The following is a 21106-nucleotide window of genomic DNA, read 5'->3' as shown; positions in this document are numbered from 1 at the left end:
CAAGCTCATCGACGTCACCACCTGCATCGGTTGTAAAGCCTGTCAGGTGGCCTGCTCAGAGTGGAACGATATCCGCGATGAAATCGGCAGCAACGTTGGGGTGTACGACAACCCCGCCGATTTGACCGCCAAATCCTGGACGGTGATGCGCTTCTCGGAAGTGGAACAAGACGACAAACTGGAGTGGCTGATCCGCAAGGATGGCTGCATGCACTGTGCCGATCCGGGCTGCCTGAAGGCGTGTCCGGCGGAAGGGGCAATCATTCAGTATGCCAACGGCATTGTCGACTTCCAGTCCGAGCAGTGCATTGGCTGCGGCTACTGCATTGCAGGCTGTCCGTTCGACGTGCCGCGCCTCAACCCGGAAGACAATCGCGTCTATAAATGTACGCTGTGCGTTGACCGTGTGGTGGTAGGACAAGAACCGGCCTGCGTGAAAACCTGCCCAACCGGCGCGATTCATTTCGGCACCAAAGAGTCGATGAAAACGCTGGCAGGCGAGCGCGTGGCAGAGCTGAAAACCCGTGGCTACGATAACGCCGGACTGTACGATCCGATAGGCGTTGGCGGTACGCACGTTATGTACGTATTGCATCATGCCGACAAGCCGAATCTGTACCATGGCCTGCCGGAAAACCCGGAAATCAGCGCCACCGTGAAGTTCTGGAAAGGCATCTGGAAACCCCTCGCAGCGGTCGGCTTTGCAGCGACATTTGCGGCCAGCATCTTCCACTACGTCGGCGTCGGTCCGAACCGAGCGGAAGAGGAAGAAGACAATCTGCATGAAGAAAAAGACGAGGTGCGCAAATGAAACGACGTGACACCATCGTGCGCTATACAGCGCCGGAACGCATCAACCACTGGGTCACCGCCTTCTGCTTCATGTTGGCGGCGATAAGCGGGCTGGGCTTTTTCTTCCCATCCTTCAACTGGCTGATGCAAATCATGGGCACCCCGCAGCTGGCGCGAATTCTGCACCCGTTTGTCGGCGTGATTATGTTTGCCTCGTTTATCATCATGTTTTTCCGTTACTGGCACCACAATCTAATCAATCGGGATGATATCTTTTGGGCGAAGAATATTCGTAAGATCGTCGTCAACGAGGAAGTAGGTGACACGGGACGTTATAACTTCGGCCAGAAATGCGTATTCTGGGCGGCGATTATCTTCCTGGTCCTGTTGCTGGTGAGCGGAGTGATCATCTGGCGCCCGTATTTTGCGCCTGCTTTCTCAATCCCGGTGATCCGATTCGCGTTAATGCTGCATTCATTTGCCGCAGTAGCGTTAATTGTGGTTATCATGGTGCACATTTACGCCGCCCTTTGGGTGAAAGGCACCATTACCGCGATGGTGGAAGGATGGGTCACCAGCTCATGGGCGAAGAAACATCACCCACGCTGGTACCGTGAAGTCCGCCAGAAACAGGAAAAGTCATCTGAATGAGTATTCGCATAATCCCGCAAGATGAGCTGGGTTCGAGCGAGAAACGCACGGCGGATATGATTCCGCCGTTATTGTTCCCCAGACTCAAAAATTTGTATAACCGCCGTGCTGAGCGTCTGCGCGAGCTGGCCGAAAACAACCCGTTGGGTGATTATCTGCGCTTTGCTGCGCTGATCGCTCATGCGCAGGAAGTGGTGCTGTACGACCATCCGCTGCAGATGGACCTGACCGCGCGCATCAAAGAAGCGAACGATCAGGGCAAACCGCCGCTGGATATCCACGTTCTGCCACGCGATAAGCACTGGCAAAAACTGCTGCAATCGTTAATTGCTGAGCTGAAACCAGAAATGAGCGGCCCTGCGTTAGCGGTGATCGAGAATCTGGAAAAAGCCTCCGAGCAAGAGCTGGAACTGATGGCCAGCGCGCTGTTTGCTTCTGATTTTGCGTCGGTCAGCAGTGATAAAGCGCCGTTCATCTGGGCCGCGCTGTCACTCTACTGGGCACAAATGGCCAGCCTGATCCCCGGCAAAGCACGAGCGGAATACGGTGAACAGCGCCAGTTCTGCCCGGTGTGCGGTTCGATGCCGGTCTCCAGCATGGTGCAAATCGGTACCACTCAGGGGCTGCGCTATCTGCACTGCAACCTGTGTGAAACCGAGTGGCACGTGGTGCGCGTGAAGTGCAGCAACTGCGAGCAAAGCCGTGATTTGAACTACTGGTCACTGGATAACGAACAGTCTGCGATTAAAGCTGAAAGCTGCGGCGACTGCGGGACTTACCTGAAGATTCTGTATCAGGAAAAAGACCCCAATGTCGAAGCCGTTGCCGACGACCTCGCCTCGCTGATGCTGGACGCGCACATGGAGCAAGAGGGCTTTGCCCGCAGCTCCATCAACCCGTTCCTGTTCCCGGGTGAAGGGGAGTAAGTCAATTCACAACCCGGTGAGCATTTCACGCTGCCGGGTTGTCCTTTAGACGCTTAATGCCTGAATAACTCGTCTGGAATCGTTAGCAATAGCGAACGGGGTAGAATGAAAAACAGGGATTTGCCCCTACTCCTCTTCGTTTCCACCTTCTTCGTAGGCACCAAATGGTTTTGCGGGTAGCACAATGTAGGTGCCTTCAAACACCACACCTGCCGCATCATCGCCAAAGACCTCTACCTGCATCTGGACACGCGCCTTACGGCCTCTCGCCAGACGGTCAAGATCGCCACTCAGCGAACCCAGATCGGCAATGGCCGTCGGCTTGCCGGTGATCGGTCTGCTGTAGCGGATATGTGCATCGGCGAGGATAATCGTTCCGCCCAAATGGCGCTCGCGCAGCATTAGCCAGATCAGCCCCCAACCGGTTAACGTAGCCAGAGAAAACAGGCTCCCGGCAAACAGGGTATGGTGCGGGTTTTGATTGCCGGTTTCGGGCATCGTGGTAATGAATTTTTGCCCGGTATACTGCTGAATACGCACGCCCATTTTCTCGCTCAGCGGAATATGTTCGTACCAGGCTTGCTGAAGCTGTCCACACCAGTCACCGCGATGAAGAATATCATCCAGTGTGGCAATGGGCTTGATCATCAAAAAGTGGCGTACCGGCGTGGTTTGCGGCGTGGTGATTTCACCCTGGCTCACAAAACCCAGCTTGGCAAAAAATTCGACCGCATCTTCACGGGCGCTACAGGTTACGCGCTTGACCCCTTCCTGACGCGCCACAGATTCCAGGGTCATCGCCATCAGCGTGCCTAAGCCCTTCTCCTGCACGGACGGGTCTACAGCCATAAAGCGTATGGAGGCTTCGTTATCCGCATTGATATACAAACGCCCTACCGCGACCAGATTGCCCTCTTCATCCACCACCATCTGGTGGTGCGCCATCGCATCCCAGGCATCCCGCTCAGAGCCTTTTGGCTGATGCAGTGGTTTACGCAACATCTCCCAGCGAAACTGGTAGTAACGCGCCAATTCTTCTTCTGTTTGCGGCACTCGAAGGTGATACATAGTTGTATTCTCTCTTGTTACCCGCGACCACGCCGGAAGCTGATTCATACCTGTAACCAGAACGTCACGGGGCCATCATTAACCAGTGAAACCTGCATATCCGCAGCGAATCGTCCGGTTTGCGTATTCATCTCCTGTTGGCGACAGCGCTCAACAAAGTATTCATATAACGCTTCTGCACGATCGGGCGCAGCGCCCTTTGAGAAGCCCGGGCGCATGCCCCGTTCGGTATCTGCCGCCAGCGTAAACTGTGAGACCACCAGCACGCTGCCACCCGCCTGTTGTACGTTCAGGTTCATCTTACCTTCGGCATCGCTAAAAATTCGATAACCGAGCACGCGCTCGCAAAGGCGGTTTGCTTTCTGTTCGTCATCATCCCTTTCGACACCTAATAAGACTAAAAGTCCTGGGCCAATTTCACCCGTCACCTCATCCTCCACGGTGACGCTGGCACGGGTTACGCGCTGAATCAATGCAATCATATTTATTCTGCTTCTTCTTGTTCTGCGGCTTGTTTGAGTTTGCGGTATTCACCGAGAGTGACAGTTATTTCCGCGCCTAGCAAGACGATACACCACGTCCAGTATACCCAGACGAATAAAATGGGGATCACCGCCAGCACGCCGTAGATCAACTGATAAGACGGAAACATCGTGATATAGAGTGCAAATCCTTTCTTCCCAGCTTCGAACAGCACCGCGGCGACAAAAGCGCCGATCACCGCATCACGATTGGGTACGCGCGTGGTAGGTACAATGCTGTACAGCAACCAGAATGAGAGCCAGGAGAGCACCAGCGGCAATACCCTCAGGACGTTATCAATAACGGTATTGAGATCGCTGGCCCAGCGCAGGGACAAAAGATAAGAGCTGATCGCCAGACTGGCACCCGCCAACAACGGGCCCAGCGTTAAAATCATCCAGTACACCGCAAACGAATACACTTTGGGCCGGGTGCGTTTGCTGCGCCAAATGGTATTCAGTGCGCTGTCGATGGCATACATCAGCAACAGAGCCGTCACAATCAGCCCACATGCGCCGACGGCGGTCATTTTGTTCGAGTTCGCGACAAACTGTTCGATATAGCGCTGAATAACATCGCCGGTGGCCGGAATAAAATTAGCGAATATAAAATGTCGCAGCTGAATGCTGACGTCGGAAAACATGGGAAATGCGGCGAAAAGCGCAAAAACAACGGCGATAAGCGGCACTAACGAAAGCAACGAGACGTAAGCCAGGTTGCCCGCCAGTGTCGTCATGTTGTCCTCATCAATGCGTTGCCATAATAACTTCAGCCAGGCCCGTACAGGACGCGTATGGTGCCTGGCTTTTTGATGCACGTTTTTTAGCATAACACCGTCGCGAAATAGTCAGGTATGGTCGTTTTATCAACGACCAGGATGCTGGTGATCCCTAACTGGTTAGCCCCTTCAATATTATCGGCGTTATCATCAAAAAAGACCGTATCTGCGGCAGAAAAACCTTCGGACTGCAGAACATGCTGGTAAATCCGCGCTTCGGGTTTACGCATGCCGAGTTCCTGAGAAAGATAGATATGGTCCGCAGCCTGGCGAACTTCTGGGTACTCATCCGGCCAAAATGTCGTATGCAGGCGGTTGGTATTCGACAGCACCACGACACGATGCCCCTGCTCACGCAGTTTATGCATGATGTCGATGACGTCGGGGCGTAGCGCAACAAAAACGGCCTGCCAGCCATGGGAAAACTGTTCGTAACTCAACGGCAGCGCCATGTCGTGACACAGCGCCTCGGCAAACGCCTCATCGGTTATTTCACCCCGCTCATGTTGGCGAAAAGCCTCCCCCATGGTGAAACTTTGCTTTAGCGAAGCCAGCGGGACACGGCTCAGATCGCTCCATGTGCCTAACACGCGATTGAAGTCGATATCGACAATCACATTACCCAAATCAAAGATATAGAGCATGTCCTTCTCCTTACTCGCCATGGATGAATAACTGTAGCGGGAAAGGAGAAGTTTGACTATGCGTGCCAGTCGCGATTATTCGCCTTCATCGTTAAATTGCCAGCGAGACTCAATCACCAGCGGTAAGCCAGCGCTGACAAACTGCGGCGTCAGGTTAATGGCATTAGGTGCCTGAGTGAGTGGATTAACACATGTCGCGTCAGGTTGTTTATCAAAGACGACCAGGCTTTGTGCCGCCGATGTCATCACCATACTCAGCTTACCTGGCCATTGTAATCTGACATTCAGACCGGAAGAAAAACCGAAGCAGTCATCCCACGGACCCGATTGTGGAGGAATTTTGTTGCCTGTCGGAAGTTCATTACTCCCAGCCTCCTCCTGCCAGTCAGCATTGAATAACACCTGCAGTTCTGCATCCTCATGCTGCAAGCCGAGGCGTTTAGCAAACCAAGGATGCCAGCCCGCTGATGCCGGGAATGAACCTGCACCTGAATGAATTTCAAGGCGTAGAATGAGCGTATCCTCTTCAAGGGTCAGCGTTTGCAGCACTTCGCCCTGCCAGGGCCATGGGGATTCCAACGGCATACTCAGCGTCAAGGCATCCGCCTTTTGCTCAACGATCTCCCACGATGAGTAACAAGCCATGCCGTGCAGAGCATGAGGCGGCTTATTAGCAGGCAAAGCATACTGATTCTCCCCCACGTTCAGCGTCGCATACCCAAGGCGTCCCGCCCAAGGCACCATGGGGAAGCAGCCGTATTGAAATGCTCTTCGCTGCGGTTCCCATTGTCGCAATACTTCAAAACCAAACGCCTGTAATGACGTGATTCTGGCACCGTCTTGCGGGAAAAGCTGCAGACGAATATTTCCTTTTTCAAGCAGCACAGATTGACCAACAGGACCCGGCCAAGGGGCATCAAACGCACGCTGTAATGCTTGTCGATGTTCAGTATTAAATTCAGTGTTCATGTAATGGTTCTCTGATATTTCGGTAAGAAGTTAATTCGCGTTAGCGTCATTTTTATTGTCTGAATGGGGCTCGATAAGCCAGACGCAAATAAATGAAAGTATTGAGATAACAAACAGAAACAGTGCGACATACCACGGCTTACCACCGCCTAAGGCCAACAAGCTGGAAGCAATAAGCGGGCTTAACCCACCCAAAATCGCAGAGAACTGGTAGGCAAATGAAAGGCCCGTGTAGCGGACTCGAGTACCAAACATGCGAGTAAACAACGTGGGCTGTACGGCAAACATCATCGTTGGGCCGAGGTTATAACCCAGGATCATACTGCACCAGATAATGAGCGTGCTTTTTGTGTCCAGCAACATGAAGAAAGGAAAGGCAAACAGGATGCAAAAACCGGCCCCAAACAAGTACATTTTCCGCTGCCCTACGCGGTCGGAAATCCAGCCAATCAGGGGACAACACACAATGCCAATCGCCGATGCGATAAGCATACCGGTTAGCGGAATGTCCCTTGATAACGCAAGCTGACTGGAAATATAGACAATCCCAAAGGCATTAATAATATTGGACGAAACGCTCTCCGCCAGCCTGGCACCTAGCGCCAGCAAAATATTACGTGGATGTTTACGGAAGAGTTCAATCAGCGGGGGCGTTGATTTTTCATGTGGTCTGGCCGGTTGCTGTTGTTGGAAATCCAACGTCTCTTCGGTATGAAGTCGAATGAACAATCCAACAATCAACATGACAGCAGAGAGCCAAAAGGGAATGCGCCATCCCCAGGAAAGAAATTCCTCCTGAGTCAGGAAGTGATTACATAGCGCGAACACGCCTGTCGCCAGCATAATCCCAACCGAAGCCGCCGTTTGCGGGAGCGATCCTAAAAATCCGCGCTTCGCTTCGGGCGCAGATTCAATAGTCATCAACGCCGCCCCACCATATTCCCCACCCAGACCAAATCCCTGAATCAGGCGCAGAACCATCAATATAATCGGCGCCCAGATCCCAATGTCCTGGTAGGTAGGTATAAAACCAATTAAGAACGTTGAGGTACCGACAATACCTAATGTCCAAATCAACGTTATCTTGCGGCCAACTTTATCGCCAAAGTGGCCAAACACAATGCCCCCCAGCGGACGTGATAAAAAGCCGACACCGAAGGTCGCGAAGGCGGCGATTAAACCAATAAACGGATCGCTGTCAGGGAAAAATAGCGGGGCAAAGACCAACCCTGCAGCTGTTCCAAAAATAAAAAAATCGTACCATTCCATTAACGCACCGGCGAAACTCCCCATGACAACGCGTCTCATGGCTTTGCCGGATAGTCCTTCTTTTGGTACCTGTTCACTTTCAGCCATAACTTTCCTCTCCGGGTCGGTGAGAAATCCGCAGAATAAAACCATTGATGAATAAATAAAGCGCGCCGATCTATACCGACGCGCTTACTGACTATTTCTCCAGTTCAGCCAGAACCTCAGCATCTTCAGCGTCAACATTGGCACCAAGGGGTTCCCACTTAATCAATACGCACGTCAGGAATCCGAGGAAAGGAACGATCGCTAACCAATAGAATGCTTCCGTCTTTAACGCACCCCACAACATCGGCCAGAAAATAAGCCCAGCTATCGCGCCGGTACGCATAATGGCGCGGGCGAATCCAACCCCTGTAGGGCGAATCGTAGGTGGGTAAGACAACGTGGCGATGGTCATCCCTAAGCCACCAGGGCCTGCCGAATGGAAGAAAATAATGGCACCTAACAGACCTAATGAAAGCCATGGATTTGTCGTTGCCAAAGCACCTAATGCCAGTAGCGCAATCGTCACAATAGCAAAGCCATACATCGACTGGAGGCGGGTACCTAAACGCTGGAGGATAAGCGAGCCGATTAACCCACCGGTGATACCACACAGCGCATTCACGACCGCTGAACCAGTGAGCGCTCCGGTTAATCCTCCGCTAAGAATCCCCGCCAGCGTCAGCGGCAAATAAACGCCCACGGCGTTGTATTGCCAGGCCTGCATAGTGGCCACGACGCAGCCGAGGATGGTCCGTTTGCGATAACGGGAATTAAATAAGATGCCGTACCCGCCATGAAACTTACTTTCTGTTTTTTCCGCAGAGCCATCTCCACGTTGTGAAGGCGCCGCAACGCGAGCGTGAACACCATAGCGCTTGGCCAGGATGCCGCACGCCTCATCATAACGTCCGACTCGCGCCGCCCACATGGCGGACTCACCAATAAAAAAGTATCGCAGGATCATGATAATGACCGCGAAAATCGCACCTACGAATATCCCGTAACGCCATAATTGCTCTTCAGCGATGCCCGACAGCAGTAGCGGGAGCAGCACAAGATAAACAACAGTAGTTGATACATACCAGGCCATTTGCCAGAGGTTGACTGACGAACCGGTTTTCTTGGACGTTGAACCACGCAGTTCGGCAACAGCATTCGTTGCCAACGGGAAATCAATGCCCAGACCGAATCCCATAATCACCCGACAAACCAGCACCCACCAGATGTTGGGCGCTATCGCAACGGCTGCAGCACCAATCGTGCACAAACCCATCCCGATGATAAATGCGCGCTTTTGACCAAAGCGATTAATCACGCGGTTCGCCAGTAGCCCACCAATCAAAGCCGCCACTAAAACAGAGGCATTAACCGTTGCCGCAAGCCCCGGTGAGATACCGAATTGCATGGCGATATATTTATTACCAAACCCAACCATTGCCGCCTGATAAGCATCGATAAGGATTCCGCCCAGCGCGATAAAAATGATGCCAACGCTGGTGTTTACTGCTGAATGTTTATTAACAATATCAATCACGTCTTGGGGACGACCGATTGAATAAGGTGCAGGACTGGTGATGTGACTCATCGCAGTATCCTTTTTTCATTGTTGTAGGGTGGCGCTGCCGTGAAGCAGCGCCAGACAGAGGGTAATGCCATCAAGCCTCAGCAAATTGCAGCATGACTTTTATCGAGTCATTTTGCTGCGCACGTTCAAATGCTTTTGCTGCATCCTCAACCGGGAAGAGATCGGTCACCAGTTCACTGGTGTCAAACCGCCCATCTGCCAGCCACTCAATTACCGCATCAAAATCCTCAGGGATATACATGCCTGAATTCAGCAGATCGCGTTCAAAACGCTGCATCATAGGCAGTGGAATTTCACGAGGACCACTCGGAACACCCATGCACATCACCGTTCCCCCGGCATAGACGTGGGTAAAGGCATCATTCAGCGTGGCTTGAGCAGCAACAACATCTATCGCGCCCGTAAAGCGAGCCTGCGGATCCAGTTCACCCGGAGCCAAAACGTCAGCCGCGCCAAGCTTTAATGACAATGCACGCTTGGCGGCATCAGGTTCGATAACGGTGATTTTTCCCGCACCCATAATGCGCAAAGCCTGAACAATGGATAAGCCAATGGTTCCTGCACCAATCACTAACACGCTCTCCAGTGAGGCTTTCGGCATTCTGCTTACACAGTGATGCGCGCAGGCTGCCGGCTCGGCAAAAGCCAGTGCTTTCAGCGGTAGCGAGGCAGGTGCAACATGGCAGTTTCGCGCCGGGACAATATGCTGCGAGCGGGCAAATCCTGGCGCGCGGAAACCAGCTACTTGGGGTGGCTCACACAGATTGAAGCGACCGGCCTTACAGGCACGGCATTCCATGCAGGCCATGATCGGATCGACAACGACATGATCGCCCGCTTTGACACTCGTCACCTCACTGCCCACTTCCGTTACGCGTGCCGCAATTTCATGCCCTGGCACAACCGGAGGTTTGGCAAATGGATGACCCCCTTTCAGTACATGCAGGTCAGAGCCGCAAATTCCGTAGAATACCGGTGCGATGCGGACTTCCTGCGGTTTTAGTTCCTGGTGCGGCAGCTCAATATACTGGGTCGTCACTTTCCCAATATCAGAAAAGAGAACTTGGGTAATTTTTTCCATGGTTCTGCTCCAGATTCGCTAACAATAGGTGATTAACGCTGAGAAATACCTTCATCAACAATTTCAGCGAGGCGTTGTAGACGCGGAACAGACACATCACGCAGCATCGTTTGCGGATCCTGAGCCCCCACGACCGACGCCCACACAGCACGGCCAGCCAGGAACCCGGAAGCACCACCTTTCATGGCGATGCGGACAGCACGGCCAAAGATATCGGCATCAACCCCAGAGGAAAGAATGACCCATGGCATTTTCATGTGTTCATGAAGCTTTTGACATGCGGTAAGCAGGGTCTGTTCATCACCCTTACCACCTAATGGCATTTCGACTTTATAGAGATCGGCATCAGTACCGCCAAGTTCAGCAGCAGCAGCGAGGATGGCACTTTCACGATCAAACTCCCAACCACGGCGAGGAGGACGAACAACCGGCTCGATGATGCTCACCAACCCGGCGCTACGACAACGTTGGACAAACTCCTCCACCATAGCCAGACGTGCTTCTGCTGGTTCATCTTCACGCCAAAGGACCAGCAGCTTCATTGCTTTTGCACCCATCTCACGGGCTTTATGCGGGTCAATTGCCCTATCGATTTCCACACTATCAACCGGGATGCCGTTGCCTGGGACAAAATGATCAGCCGCCACAATCAGACCACAAGATTCAGCAACCGCACCTTGTGCCACAATCTGGTCGAGGCAAAATTGTTTATCCGCAAGCACAGCGGAAGCATAAGGTGAAAGAATCTGGGTTGCTGCGACTTTAAAGTCCGTTAATACGCTGTCAGCAACCGGTTTTGGATGCCCAGAAGCCACGAACATCAGGCGCATCGCCTCACGCTGATCGACGGCTAGCATGGCAAATCCACCGCCTGGGCGAGAAATATCTTTCAGCGTGTAGGGGGTATTGTGGGAAGACATAGTAACTCCTGTGAACATTTAAAATTTAAAGAGAATCTGGTCGGCCAGCCAACTGACGAACCTGAGATAACAACGCGCTCCAGTCCTGGCGACCTCGGCCGTTTTCACTAGCACGGGTGTAATACGTTTCTGCCGCCACTCCCATATTGAGCGGGGCACCGGTCTGATTCGCGACATCAACGGCGATGCGCAGGTCTTTCAACGCCAGGTCCACCATAAAGGCCGGGGACAAATCGCCCTTCAGCACTTTTCCTGGCCAGGTTGTCGTAAAGTGTCCCTTGCCTGCGGCAGTACCGCTCATGACCTTAATGGCCACATCCAGGCTTAGCCCCAGGGACTCACAAAGCACAGCGGCCTCCGCAGATAAGGCATTCAGCGCAATACTCATGTAGTTGTTGATGAGCTTCACGCGGATCCCCATTCCAGGACCACCGGCTTCCACTAATTCATTGCCCATACACATCAAAACAGGACGCGCACGCTCAACTTGCTCAGGTGTCCCCCCTGCGAGAATCAGCAGAGTTCCATCAATGGCATTAACGGAGGTCCTACCCACTGGCGCATCCATCATGCTGATACCCTTTTCTTGCATCTCATTGAGCAAGGCATCAGTTTGCAATGGATGAATGGTGGACATATCAATCACCAGCGCATCAGGGGACAGGGTTTCGCTCACACCATCTTTGCCCAGCAGCACTTGCCGAACGATGTCGCCATTTGGCAGCATGGTGATAATAAATTCGGCGTCTTTTGCGGCTTCTGCGGGAGTTTGGGCGGCAATCGCACCTTTTTGTACTAACTCCGTAACGGCCTTCGGGTTTACGTCAAACACGCGTAATACATATCCGTGTTGCAACAGGTTGTTAGCCATTGGGCTACCCATCTGGCCCAATCCCAAAAATGCAACGGTTGTCATGAACGGTCTCCTGTCTCAGGTTGACAAAATAATTACAATTAAAAACTCATTTTCGTCTGTTTTTGAGCATATTTGTAATTTATGACTAAAAACAAGACACGCGTCACTAATTTGATCATTTATGTCATTAAAATGAACAAAAGAAGACAAGATCACACAGGACAAAACAAATATGACCAAAATTGCATGCGTTGGAATCACCGTTCAGGACCGAATCTACTCTCTGAACAGCCTGCCTGATGGCGGGGGGAAATATCAGTCAAATCAGTATATGGAGACAGGGGGTGGCCCAGCGGCAACGGCGGCAGTGGCAATTGCCCGACTCGGTATCGACGTCGATTTTATCGGCCGCGTGGGTGACGATAGCTGTGGTAACACATTACTGAATGAACTTCGCAGTTGGGGAGTGAATACTGAATTCTGCCGTCAATATCCCAACGCGCGTTCATCGCAGTCTGCCATTCTGGTCGATCAGCACGGGGAGCGAATCATCGTCAACTACCCGAGCCCTGACCTGGATACGGATGCACAGTGGCTGGAGTCGATTGATTTTACTCGCTATGACATGGTTTTGGCCGATGTACGCTGGCATGAAGGAACATTCAAATCCTTCCAACTGGCACGTGCCGCCGGTGTCATGACGCTGCTGGATGCCGATATGACACCTCAGGACATTACGCCATTAGTGGCGCTTGCCGATCATGCGGTTTTTTCGACTCCAGGGCTTAAGCGGATGATCGGCCTGGATGATGCAGAGCAGGCTCTGAAACTAGCCGCCGAACAAACTGATGGTAAAGTCTACGTTACGTTGGGTGGTGAGGGATCACAATGGATTGACGAAGGAGATTTGTGTCAACAGGGCGCATTTTCTGTCAATGTGGTCGATACAACTGGGGCCGGTGACGTTTTCCATGGTGCCATGGCAGTTGCCCTGGCGGAGAAAATGCCAACCGAGAAAGCGATTCGCTTCGCAAGCGCAGTGGCCGCGATGAAATGTACACAGCCAGGTGGGCGTGCCGGAATTCCTAATCGTGCGCAAACCGAATCATTTTTGTCACTTTATGCGTAAAATAGCCAGTATTTACGGGGAAGAAGTCCAGGAGTATTCATGAGCATCATTGAAGTCACCGGTAATCCGCGACACGATCAACTTGTTCATTACATTACAGAACGCGGCTATATGAATATCGAAGAACTGGCGCAATTGCTGGACGTTTCCACGCAAACGGTGCGCAGGGATATTCGTAAGCTTAGTGAGCAAGGTCTGATCACCCGCCATCATGGGGGGGCCGGACGCGTATCCAGCGTCATGAATACCGCCTTCGAGCAGCGAGAGTTGTCACTTACCCAGGAAAAAGAAGCGATAGCGGAGGCGGTTGCCGATTATCTCCCGGAACGGTGTACTGTTTTTATTACCATCGGTACAACGGTGGAAGCCGTCGCCCGCGCTTTGTTAAATCGTCGGGACTTACGCATTATCACAAACAGTCTTCGCGTCGCGCAGATCCTGTATAAGAATCAAGATATTGAAGTCATGGTACCTGGTGGAACACTACGCGCACATAATGGCGGAATCGTTGGACCAGGGGCGGTGAACTTTATTGAAGGGTTCCGGGCTGACTATTTGATCACCAGTATTGGCGCCATTGAAGAAGACGGTACACTGCTAGAATTTGATGTTAACGAGGCACTTGTCGCCAAGACAATGATCAAGCATACGCGTAATACACTACTGGTTGCCGATCACACCAAATTTACCGCATCGGCCGCGGTGTCCATCGGTAATATGCGTAAAATCAGGGCATTTTTTACCGATGCCCCGCCGCCCAATGCTTTCAAGCAATTGCTTGATGTAGAGAACATTGAATTGGTCATTGCCGATCAGGAAGCATCCTGATCGTATTGATAAAAAAGCCGCTGACAATCAGCGGCTTTTTCATACTACCTGACGTAAACGCGCATCACGCCTGTTCCGCTTGCAGCATTTTCTTTCTTTCACTGATTCGCTTAACCAGCAGAACAGATGCAATCGCCCCACAGAAAGCGAAGCAGGCCATAATACCAAACACAATTTTGTAGCCGATGAGCCCTGGGTTCAAATCCAGAATATATCCGTACATACTGAAGCAGAACATCGCCGGGGCATAACCGATAAAGCTACCCAGCGCCATTGCCGCACCCGTTTGATTCTCTGCGATTTTGGCCTCACCAATCGGGGCAAAGAATACAGCGCGCTGAGTAAATACGATGGCGCCGAAGCCCAGCGTACACACCATACCTAAATAAACGGGCATACTTTCATGCGGCAGAACGATCAGCAGCAACAGTGCCACTGTGCTGAGCATAAATGTGTAGCATAAATATTTACTCGGTGATTTCAGGATTTTATCTGAGATCAGTCCACCAATCGGGCCACCAACCATTTTCAGGCAATATTGGTTAATAATCCCATAAGCCCCCACCAGCGCGACGGGCAGCATATAAATGTTTTTCAGGAATGGGATAAAGAACGTCAACCCACAATACACGGCATAAACAAAGAAGACGTTAAACGCGATTAACCAAATAGTCTTATCTTTCAGAACTGACGACATGCTTGGATTTTTCGGCGCATCTTCAGCATCATGGATTTTTGCGGCGGGGATTTCCTCTTTATCGTTCAGAACAAAGAAGATGATGATCCCGACCATAATGACAATTGCAGAGTAGAACCAGATACCGGCCTTGAACCCCAACAGACCACTGCCAAACCAGGCAAAGACGGCCAGTGCAGAAAATGCGACAACCGTATCCACAATACCGCGGCCCGTTTCAAAAAAGCCGAACAGACGCCCTTGTTGTTCGCTGTTGCCGAGTCGGCTAACGGATTTTAATAACACCGGCCAGTTCATCATGTCGCAGGTAACACCAAATAACGCCCAGACAAAGAGGATCCCCCAATAGCCAGGCATGGTGGTCAAATAAACCCCCAGCAGCCCCGTGGCAATAAGGGAAAGAGACATAGTGTATTTACGTGGAAGTTTGTCTGCAAAATAAATAGATAAGAAAAAACCTATGGTAGTTACAAATGAGTTCACTGACATCGCGTTACCAATCTGACCGTTAGTCAAATGGAAGTATTCCTGCATCGGAATATAGAACGCATCTTTCAGTGAGGGTAATTTGTAAATTGTACCGCCACACAGCGTTAACAGGCTAAAAAGCGCCCATTTCTTTTTTGTGAGCATAGCATCCCCTAAATGATTTATTTAATCATTTGTTTTAAATATAAAAATACGCCCATTCATCAGGAATGGACTATGAATTCTAAATAAAGGCGTTAGATATTAATAATGAGTTAGAATGTGATGCGCCTCATTTTTAATTTGTTGTAGCACGCTACGCACAAATTGTATTTGTTGGATGGCATCATTTTTTTCTTTAATCAAACGTTCTTCGAGAAGTTCTGGCTCCGGTAGCGGTGTTTCGCTCATCTGGCGCCATGGGATCCAGGGGTTATCTCCTTCATTGTCGAAACGAAATGCCGGGGCGTAATAATCCACTTCTTCTTCCAGCCCGTAAGCCGTTACCTGCGGCTTCTCATCACCTAAGCAAATAAGTTTGGTCAGCAGATCTTTAAACGGCATATCCCCTTGACCCGAAGTACAGGCTTTATGGCCCAGTCCCGCATTCTCATTTACAATTAATGCATCTTTAATATGCACCTGGGTAATATGCGGAGACATTGTGTCTAACGCCGTCAACGGATGCTCATTGGCATTGATCATATTAGCAAAATCAAACAGTAAAGAGAGCGACTCCATATCACTGTTCTGAACTAACGATACCAATTCATGACTCTTTAAATCCTCATGCTGCTCTAAGGTAAAGGTCAGTCCGCTATCCTGATAGCAATCGCGCAAATATTTGATATCCTGCGTAATGATTGCAAGCACCTCTTGAAGATTACCTTCGTAGCGCGGGTAAAACCTCACCGAAGAGGCGCCTGTTTTTAATGCGATAGCGACAGCCTGGTCAATAGCTTTTTTATCAGAAGAACTGGTCTCGATATGCAGATCAAGCTGTAGCTGACGCGCTTTGTCGCCAAATGCTGACAGTGCTTCATCATTCATATTTTCAAGAGAATAGCTTTCACCATCAAGGACGTGGATTTTCACCCCACGCAGATTATTTTCACTGGCGATATCTAATAAATCATTCGGTAATATGCGTTCAACGCGCATATTCAAATGATAAGCATAAGCGTGAAGATAAAGAGGAAGATTATCTACCCGCGCCAGAATTTTATGTGCATTGTCTTTAGTGACCATAAACGTACCTACAAGTTAATGAAGAGATCAACTGCTTCAAATCGCCAATACTCAATATCTATTTGTACGATATTGCCATCGCTGTCAGCCCGGTGTTTTTCAATAAGAATGGCGGGCATTCCAGTCGAACCGCCAATAAACTTGCTAATGTCGCCGGCCATTCTGACAGGTTTAAAAGCCAGTTTTTTGATTACCGTTTCTTTTTTATATTCATTTTCCCATACCGAAGAAAATGACTGACTTTCAAGCTGCTCAATAAATCCCGGAGCGACCTTCGGGTTGATAAACGTTTCATGATAGAAAACTTTATGCCCTTCCAGCGCTCCCCAGCCCGTTATCCGATACAGTTCATCAGACGGTGTTGCTGACACCAGCGGCGCGGCAACGTCCGGGTACTGAGAAACCCGGCTTTTCTCGATAAATCCCCAGGAAGGCTCTCTACCCTGCTCAAGCGCGGCGCGCTGAAAGCTTGCTGACAATTCCGGGCTGTAGTTAAAGCGTGCCTGGGTAACGAACCACCCTTTGCGATCCTTACGAAAGATTTTGGATTCAGACTCCAGGTTTAATAGCGCCTGACGTAACGTCATGCGCTTGATCCCCAGCAACTCTCCCAACTCCCTTTCCGAGGGCAGTTTTCCGCCCGGAGTGGTGATCCCATCTTTTAACCAACGATCTAACTTCTCTTTCGCATTCTCAACGGTCGACTGATTACTCGTCATTGTTTAATTCGCTTGGTTTAAACCAGATGGTTTAATCATACGCTGACGATGAAAAAGAAAGCAAACACCCGCGTTGAGCTTTAGAAAAATTTGTGACCAAGCTCTCTTAAGCCAGACATCTTGAGGGGAGAGTATTTCTTGAGGCAGGGAATCAACGTAATCCCGCCGGGGACCCGGGATTGCGGGCAAAAAAAACCCCACCTCTTAAGGCAGGGTCTTGTCATTAAAGCGCGTTAATTAGTCTTCTTTCGGACCACGCATCGCACGTTTACGATCGTTTTCAGTCAGGTGACGTTTACGAATACGGATAGACGTTGGTGTTACTTCTACCAGTTCGTCGTCATCGATGAATTCCAGAGCCTGTTCCAGAGTCATTTTCTGAGCTGGAACCAGGGTGGTGGCTTCATCAGTACCAGAAGCACGCATGTTGGTCAGTTTCTTACCGGTCAGGCAGTTTACAGTCAGGTCGTTAGAACGACTGTGAATACCGATGATCTGGCCTTCATAAACTTCTGCGCCGTGACCCAGGAACAGCTTACCGCGGTCCTGCAGGCTGTACAGTGCAAACGCAACAGCTTTACCCTGACCATTAGAGATCAGCACGCCGTTCTGACGCTGGCCCACTTCGCCCGGACGAACATCGTCGTAATGGCTGAAGGTGGAGTACAGCAGACCGGTACCGGAGGTCATGGTCATGAATTCTGAACGGAAGCCGATCAGACCACGGCTTGGGATCACGTAGTCGAGACGTACGCGGCCTTTACCATCTGGATTCATGTTTTTCAGGTCGCCTTTACGCTCGCCCAGTGCCTGCATAACAGAACCCTGGTGCTGCTCTTCGACGTCCAGCGTTACGTTTTCGAATGGCTCTTGTTTACGGCCATCGATTTCGCGGAAGATAACTTTCGGACGGGAAACCGCCATCTCGAAACCTTCACGACGCATGTTTTCAATCAGAACGGACAGGTGCAGTTCACCACGGCCAGACACGCGGAATGCGTCTGCATCCGGAGTCTCTTCAACACGCAGTGCAACGTTGTGTACCAGTTCTTTTTTCAGGCGGTCAAGGATCTGACGAGAAGTAACGTACTTACCTTCTTTACCGCAGAACGGAGAGGTGTTTACGTTGAAGAACATGGTCACGGTCGGCTCATCAACAGACAGCGCCGGCAGCGCTTCAACATTCTGTGGATCGCAGATGGTGTCGGAGATGTTCAGTTCGCCCAGACCAGTGATCGCGATGATGTCGCCCGCTTCTGCAACGTCGCTCTCGATACGCTCAAGACCCAGATGGGTCAGAACTTTACCGACTTTACCGTTGCGAGTTTTGCCTTCGCTATCAATGATAGTGATCTGCTGGTTCGGTTTAACTTTACCGCGCTTGATGCGACCGATGCCGATAACACCCACGTAGTTGTTGTAGTCCAGCTGAGAGATTTGCATCTGCAGCGGGCCATCAAGGTCAACGTTCGGAGCCGGTACACGGTCAACGATGGTCTGATACAGCGGGGTCATGTCTTCCGCCATATCTTCGTGATCCAGACCTGCGATACCGTTCAGCGCTGAAGCGTAAACGATCGGGAAGTCCAGCTGTTCGTCGGTCGCGTCGAGGTTAACGAACAGGTCGAATACCTGGTCAACAACCCAGTCAGGACGCGCGCCAGGACGGTCAACTTTGTTGATAACAACAATTGGCTTCAGGCCATGAGCAAAGGCTTTTTTAGTCACGAAGCGCGTCTGCGGCATCGGACCGTCCATTGCATCAACCACCAGCAGCACGGAGTCTACCATGGACATTACACGTTCAACTTCACCACCGAAGTCGGCGTGTCCCGGGGTATCAACGATGTTGATACGGTAGTCATTCCACTTGATAGCGGTGTTTTTAGCGAGGATGGTAATCCCACGCTCTTTCTCCAAATCGTTGGAGTCCATCACGCGCTCTTGGGTTTCGGCACGAGAGTCGAATGTACCGGATTGTTGGAGCAGCTTGTCTACCAGGGTGGTTTTACCATGGTCTACGTGCGCGATGATGGCGATGTTACGCAAATTTTCGATCACAACTTTGCCTCAGGCATTTTAGAAATAGCGCGTTATTGTACACGGATTAATCGCAGTACAAAACAGGATCACAAACATCCTCCGCAAACAAGTATTGCAGAGTTTCTTTGTGATCACATTCACGGAGCGTTAAAAGGGGTAATCTCATGTCAATTGCACCATTATAGTGCTTAATGTTCACAAAGAGGCACTATAATGGTGCAATACAACCTTCATGGTGCAACCCCTTTGCACGATGATGCGCATGATAACGCCTTTTGGGGGCAATTTAAAAGTTGGCACAGATTTCGCTTTATATTTTTTACGGCGACACGGCCAATTTTTGCAGAATTGAAGACCTCGTTACCACGACGACAATGACCAATCCGGGAGAGTAAGTATGTCCGCTGAACACGTTTTGACGATGCTGAACGAACACGAAGTGAAGTTTGTTGATTTGCGCTTCACTGACACTAAAGGTAAAGAACAGCACGTCACGATTCCTGCTCATCAGGTAAATGCCGAATTCTTTGAAGAAGGCAAAATGTTTGACGGCTCCTCAATCGGTGGCTGGAAAGGCATTAACGAATCAGACATGGTTCTGATGCCAGATGCTTCTACTGCACTCATTGACCCGTTCTTTGAAGAGTCTACTCTGATCATCCGTTGCGATATCCTGGAACCGGGTACGCTTCAGGGCTATGACCGCGACCCGCGCTCCATCGCAAAACGCGCTGAAGAATATCTGCGTGCTACCGGCATCGCAGACACCGTGCTGTTCGGGCCAGAGCCAGAATTCTTCCTGTTCGACGACATCCGTTTCGGCAGCTCTATTTCCGGTTCCCACGTCGCTATCGATGATATCGAAGGCGCATGGAACTCCTCCACCAAATATGAAGGTGGTAACAAAGGTCATCGCCCTGGCGTGAAAGGCGGTTACTTCCCGGTTCCTCCGGTCGATTCTTCCCAGGACATCCGTTCTACCATGTGTCTGGTCATGGAAGAGATGGGCCTTGTCGTTGAAGCGCATCACCACGAAGTGGCGACTGCGGGCCAGAACGAAATCGCTACCCGCTTTAACACTATGACCAAAAAAGCGGACGAAATTCAGATCTACAAATACGTCGTTCACAACGTCGCGCACCGTTTCGGTAAAACGGCAACCTTTATGCCAAAACCAATGTTCGGTGATAACGGTTCCGGCATGCACTGCCACATGTCTCTGTCCAAGAACGGCGTAAACCTGTTCTCCGGTGACAAGTATGCAGGTCTGTCCGAGCAGGCGCTGTTCTACATCGGTGGTGTAATCAAACACGCTAAAGCGATCAACGCCCTGGCGAACCCGACCACCAACTCCTACAAGCGTCTGGTCCCGGGTTACGAAGCACCGGTTATGCTGGCGTACTCTGCCCGTAACCGTTCTGCCTCTATCCGTATCCCAGTCGTTGCCTCTCCGAAAGCACGCCGTATTGAAGTACGCTTCCCGGACCCGGCGGCTAACCCGTACCTGTGCTTTGCAGCACTGCTGATGGCTGGTCTTGATGGTATCAAGAACAAGATCCACCCGGGCGAAGCAATGGACAAAAACCTGTACGACCTGCCACCGGAAGAAGCAAAAGAGATCCCACAGGTTGCTGGCTCTCTGGAAGAAGCACTGAACGAACTGGATCTGGACCGCGAGTTCCTGACTGCAGGCGGCGTGTTCACCAATGAAGCGATCGATGCGTACATTACGCTGCGTCGCGAAGAAGATGACCGCGTGCGCATGACCCCGCACCCGGTAGAGTTTGAGTTGTACTACAGCGTTTAATCGTTTGAGTTGTACTTTCCAGATAAGGTCGCGTCACGCGCTGGCGCGATAACCTGGAATTGAGTTGCCGTGGAAACTT

Annotated in this window: 20 protein-coding genes; 6 read left to right on the top strand and 14 right to left on the bottom strand. The window is 51.0% G+C overall.

Translation table 11 applies throughout. The features are described from left to right. From fdxH to fdhE, 3 genes are all read left to right on the top strand, one after another. On the top strand, positions 1-811 hold an 811-nt coding region (fdxH, locus tag FDW95_RS16875; protein ID WP_137363552.1), incomplete at its 5' end, for a formate dehydrogenase subunit beta. Next, complete coding sequence (gene fdoI, locus FDW95_RS16870; protein ID WP_096758858.1) at positions 808-1443, top strand: formate dehydrogenase cytochrome b556 subunit; 636 nt, start codon at positions 808-810, stop codon at positions 1441-1443. The genes fdxH and fdoI, both read left to right, overlap by 4 nt. After that, positions 1440-2369, top strand: coding sequence for a formate dehydrogenase accessory protein FdhE (fdhE, locus tag FDW95_RS16865; RefSeq protein WP_096758859.1), 930 nt, complete (start codon positions 1440-1442; stop codon positions 2367-2369). The genes fdoI and fdhE overlap by 4 nt, the downstream gene beginning before the upstream one ends. A gap of 126 nt (positions 2370-2495) precedes the next feature. Here the strand turns inward: fdhE and fabY are convergent, their stop codons facing one another. From fabY to yihU, 10 genes are all read right to left on the bottom strand, one after another. Then, the gene (gene fabY, locus FDW95_RS16860; RefSeq protein WP_153064726.1) at positions 2496-3437 is read right to left on the bottom strand and encodes a fatty acid biosynthesis protein FabY; all 942 of its coding nucleotides are present in this window, start codon (positions 3435-3437) and stop codon (positions 2496-2498) included. A gap of 44 nt (positions 3438-3481) precedes the next feature. Further along, positions 3482-3919: a D-aminoacyl-tRNA deacylase gene (dtd, locus tag FDW95_RS16855; RefSeq protein ID WP_096758864.1), complete on the bottom strand. Its 438-nt coding sequence runs from the start codon at positions 3917-3919 to the stop codon at positions 3482-3484. A 2-nt stretch (positions 3920-3921) separates the two neighbouring features. Continuing rightward, positions 3922-4788, bottom strand: a complete 867-nt coding sequence (locus tag FDW95_RS16850) for a virulence factor BrkB family protein (RefSeq protein WP_115259810.1) — start codon at positions 4786-4788, stop codon at positions 3922-3924. Further along, positions 4782-5381, bottom strand: a complete 600-nt coding sequence (gene yihX / locus FDW95_RS16845; protein WP_096758866.1) for a glucose-1-phosphatase — start codon at positions 5379-5381, stop codon at positions 4782-4784. Before yihX ends, FDW95_RS16850 begins: the two co-directional genes overlap by 7 nt. A gap of 75 nt (positions 5382-5456) precedes the next feature. Next, positions 5457-6350, bottom strand: a complete 894-nt coding sequence (locus FDW95_RS16840; RefSeq protein ID WP_115259811.1) for an aldose 1-epimerase — start codon at positions 6348-6350, stop codon at positions 5457-5459. A 30-nt stretch (positions 6351-6380) separates the two neighbouring features. Next, positions 6381-7706, bottom strand: a complete 1326-nt coding sequence (locus FDW95_RS16835) for an MFS transporter (RefSeq protein WP_115259812.1) — start codon at positions 7704-7706, stop codon at positions 6381-6383. A 91-nt stretch (positions 7707-7797) separates the two neighbouring features. Further along, positions 7798-9231 carry an MFS transporter gene (locus tag FDW95_RS16830; protein WP_115259813.1) on the bottom strand — a complete coding sequence of 478 codons (1434 nt, stop codon included), beginning with the start codon at positions 9229-9231 and terminating at the stop codon, positions 7798-7800. Positions 9232-9301: 70 nt separating this feature from the next. Then, positions 9302-10312, bottom strand: a complete 1011-nt coding sequence (locus tag FDW95_RS16825) for an alcohol dehydrogenase catalytic domain-containing protein (RefSeq protein ID WP_115259814.1) — start codon at positions 10310-10312, stop codon at positions 9302-9304. A 32-nt stretch (positions 10313-10344) separates the two neighbouring features. Continuing rightward, the gene (locus FDW95_RS16820) at positions 10345-11232 is read right to left on the bottom strand and encodes an aldolase (protein WP_115259815.1); all 888 of its coding nucleotides are present in this window, start codon (positions 11230-11232) and stop codon (positions 10345-10347) included. A 25-nt stretch (positions 11233-11257) separates the two neighbouring features. Further along, on the bottom strand, positions 11258-12148 hold the full coding sequence (gene yihU / locus FDW95_RS16815; RefSeq protein WP_115259816.1) for a sulfolactaldehyde 3-reductase: 891 nt from the start codon (positions 12146-12148) through the stop codon (positions 11258-11260). Positions 12149-12320: 172 nt separating this feature from the next. Between yihU and FDW95_RS16810 the strand changes: the two genes are divergently transcribed. Together FDW95_RS16810 and FDW95_RS16805 are read left to right on the top strand one after the other, a co-directional pair. Then, on the top strand, positions 12321-13217 hold the full coding sequence (locus tag FDW95_RS16810; protein WP_115259817.1) for a sugar kinase: 897 nt from the start codon (positions 12321-12323) through the stop codon (positions 13215-13217). A 39-nt stretch (positions 13218-13256) separates the two neighbouring features. Next, entirely contained in the window at positions 13257-14045 is a 789-nt protein-coding gene (locus FDW95_RS16805; RefSeq protein WP_115259818.1) for a DeoR/GlpR family DNA-binding transcription regulator, read from the top strand. Positions 14046-14109: 64 nt separating this feature from the next. On the opposite strand, the gene FDW95_RS16800 is transcribed toward FDW95_RS16805, so the two are convergent. The 4 genes from FDW95_RS16800 to typA all read right to left on the bottom strand — a co-directional run bounded on the left by FDW95_RS16800 (position 14110) and on the right by typA (position 19238). After that, positions 14110-15375 carry an MFS transporter gene (locus FDW95_RS16800; RefSeq protein ID WP_096758879.1) on the bottom strand — a complete coding sequence of 422 codons (1266 nt, stop codon included), beginning with the start codon at positions 15373-15375 and terminating at the stop codon, positions 14110-14112. 99 nt (positions 15376-15474) lie between these two features. Next, the gene (locus tag FDW95_RS16795; protein WP_115259819.1) at positions 15475-16458 is read right to left on the bottom strand and encodes a TIM barrel protein; all 984 of its coding nucleotides are present in this window, start codon (positions 16456-16458) and stop codon (positions 15475-15477) included. Between the two features lie 8 nt (positions 16459-16466). After that, complete coding sequence (locus FDW95_RS16790; RefSeq protein WP_096758881.1) at positions 16467-17177, bottom strand: GntR family transcriptional regulator; 711 nt, start codon at positions 17175-17177, stop codon at positions 16467-16469. A gap of 237 nt (positions 17178-17414) precedes the next feature. After that, positions 17415-19238 carry a ribosome-dependent GTPase TypA gene (gene typA, locus FDW95_RS16785; protein WP_115259820.1) on the bottom strand — a complete coding sequence of 608 codons (1824 nt, stop codon included), beginning with the start codon at positions 19236-19238 and terminating at the stop codon, positions 17415-17417. Positions 19239-19617: 379 nt separating this feature from the next. Here typA and glnA point away from each other — a divergent pair, with 379 nt between their 5' ends. Then, positions 19618-21027 carry a glutamate--ammonia ligase gene (gene glnA / locus FDW95_RS16780; RefSeq protein ID WP_096758883.1) on the top strand — a complete coding sequence of 470 codons (1410 nt, stop codon included), beginning with the start codon at positions 19618-19620 and terminating at the stop codon, positions 21025-21027. Positions 21028-21106: the final 79 nt, after the last annotated feature.

It is taken from the genome of Citrobacter sp. wls718 (assembly GCF_005280945.1).
GTDB lineage: Bacteria > Pseudomonadota > Gammaproteobacteria > Enterobacterales > Enterobacteriaceae > Citrobacter > Citrobacter gillenii.
The sequence above is the reverse complement of the archived record's forward strand: the minus strand, read 5'-3'. Positions and strand labels throughout refer to the sequence as shown.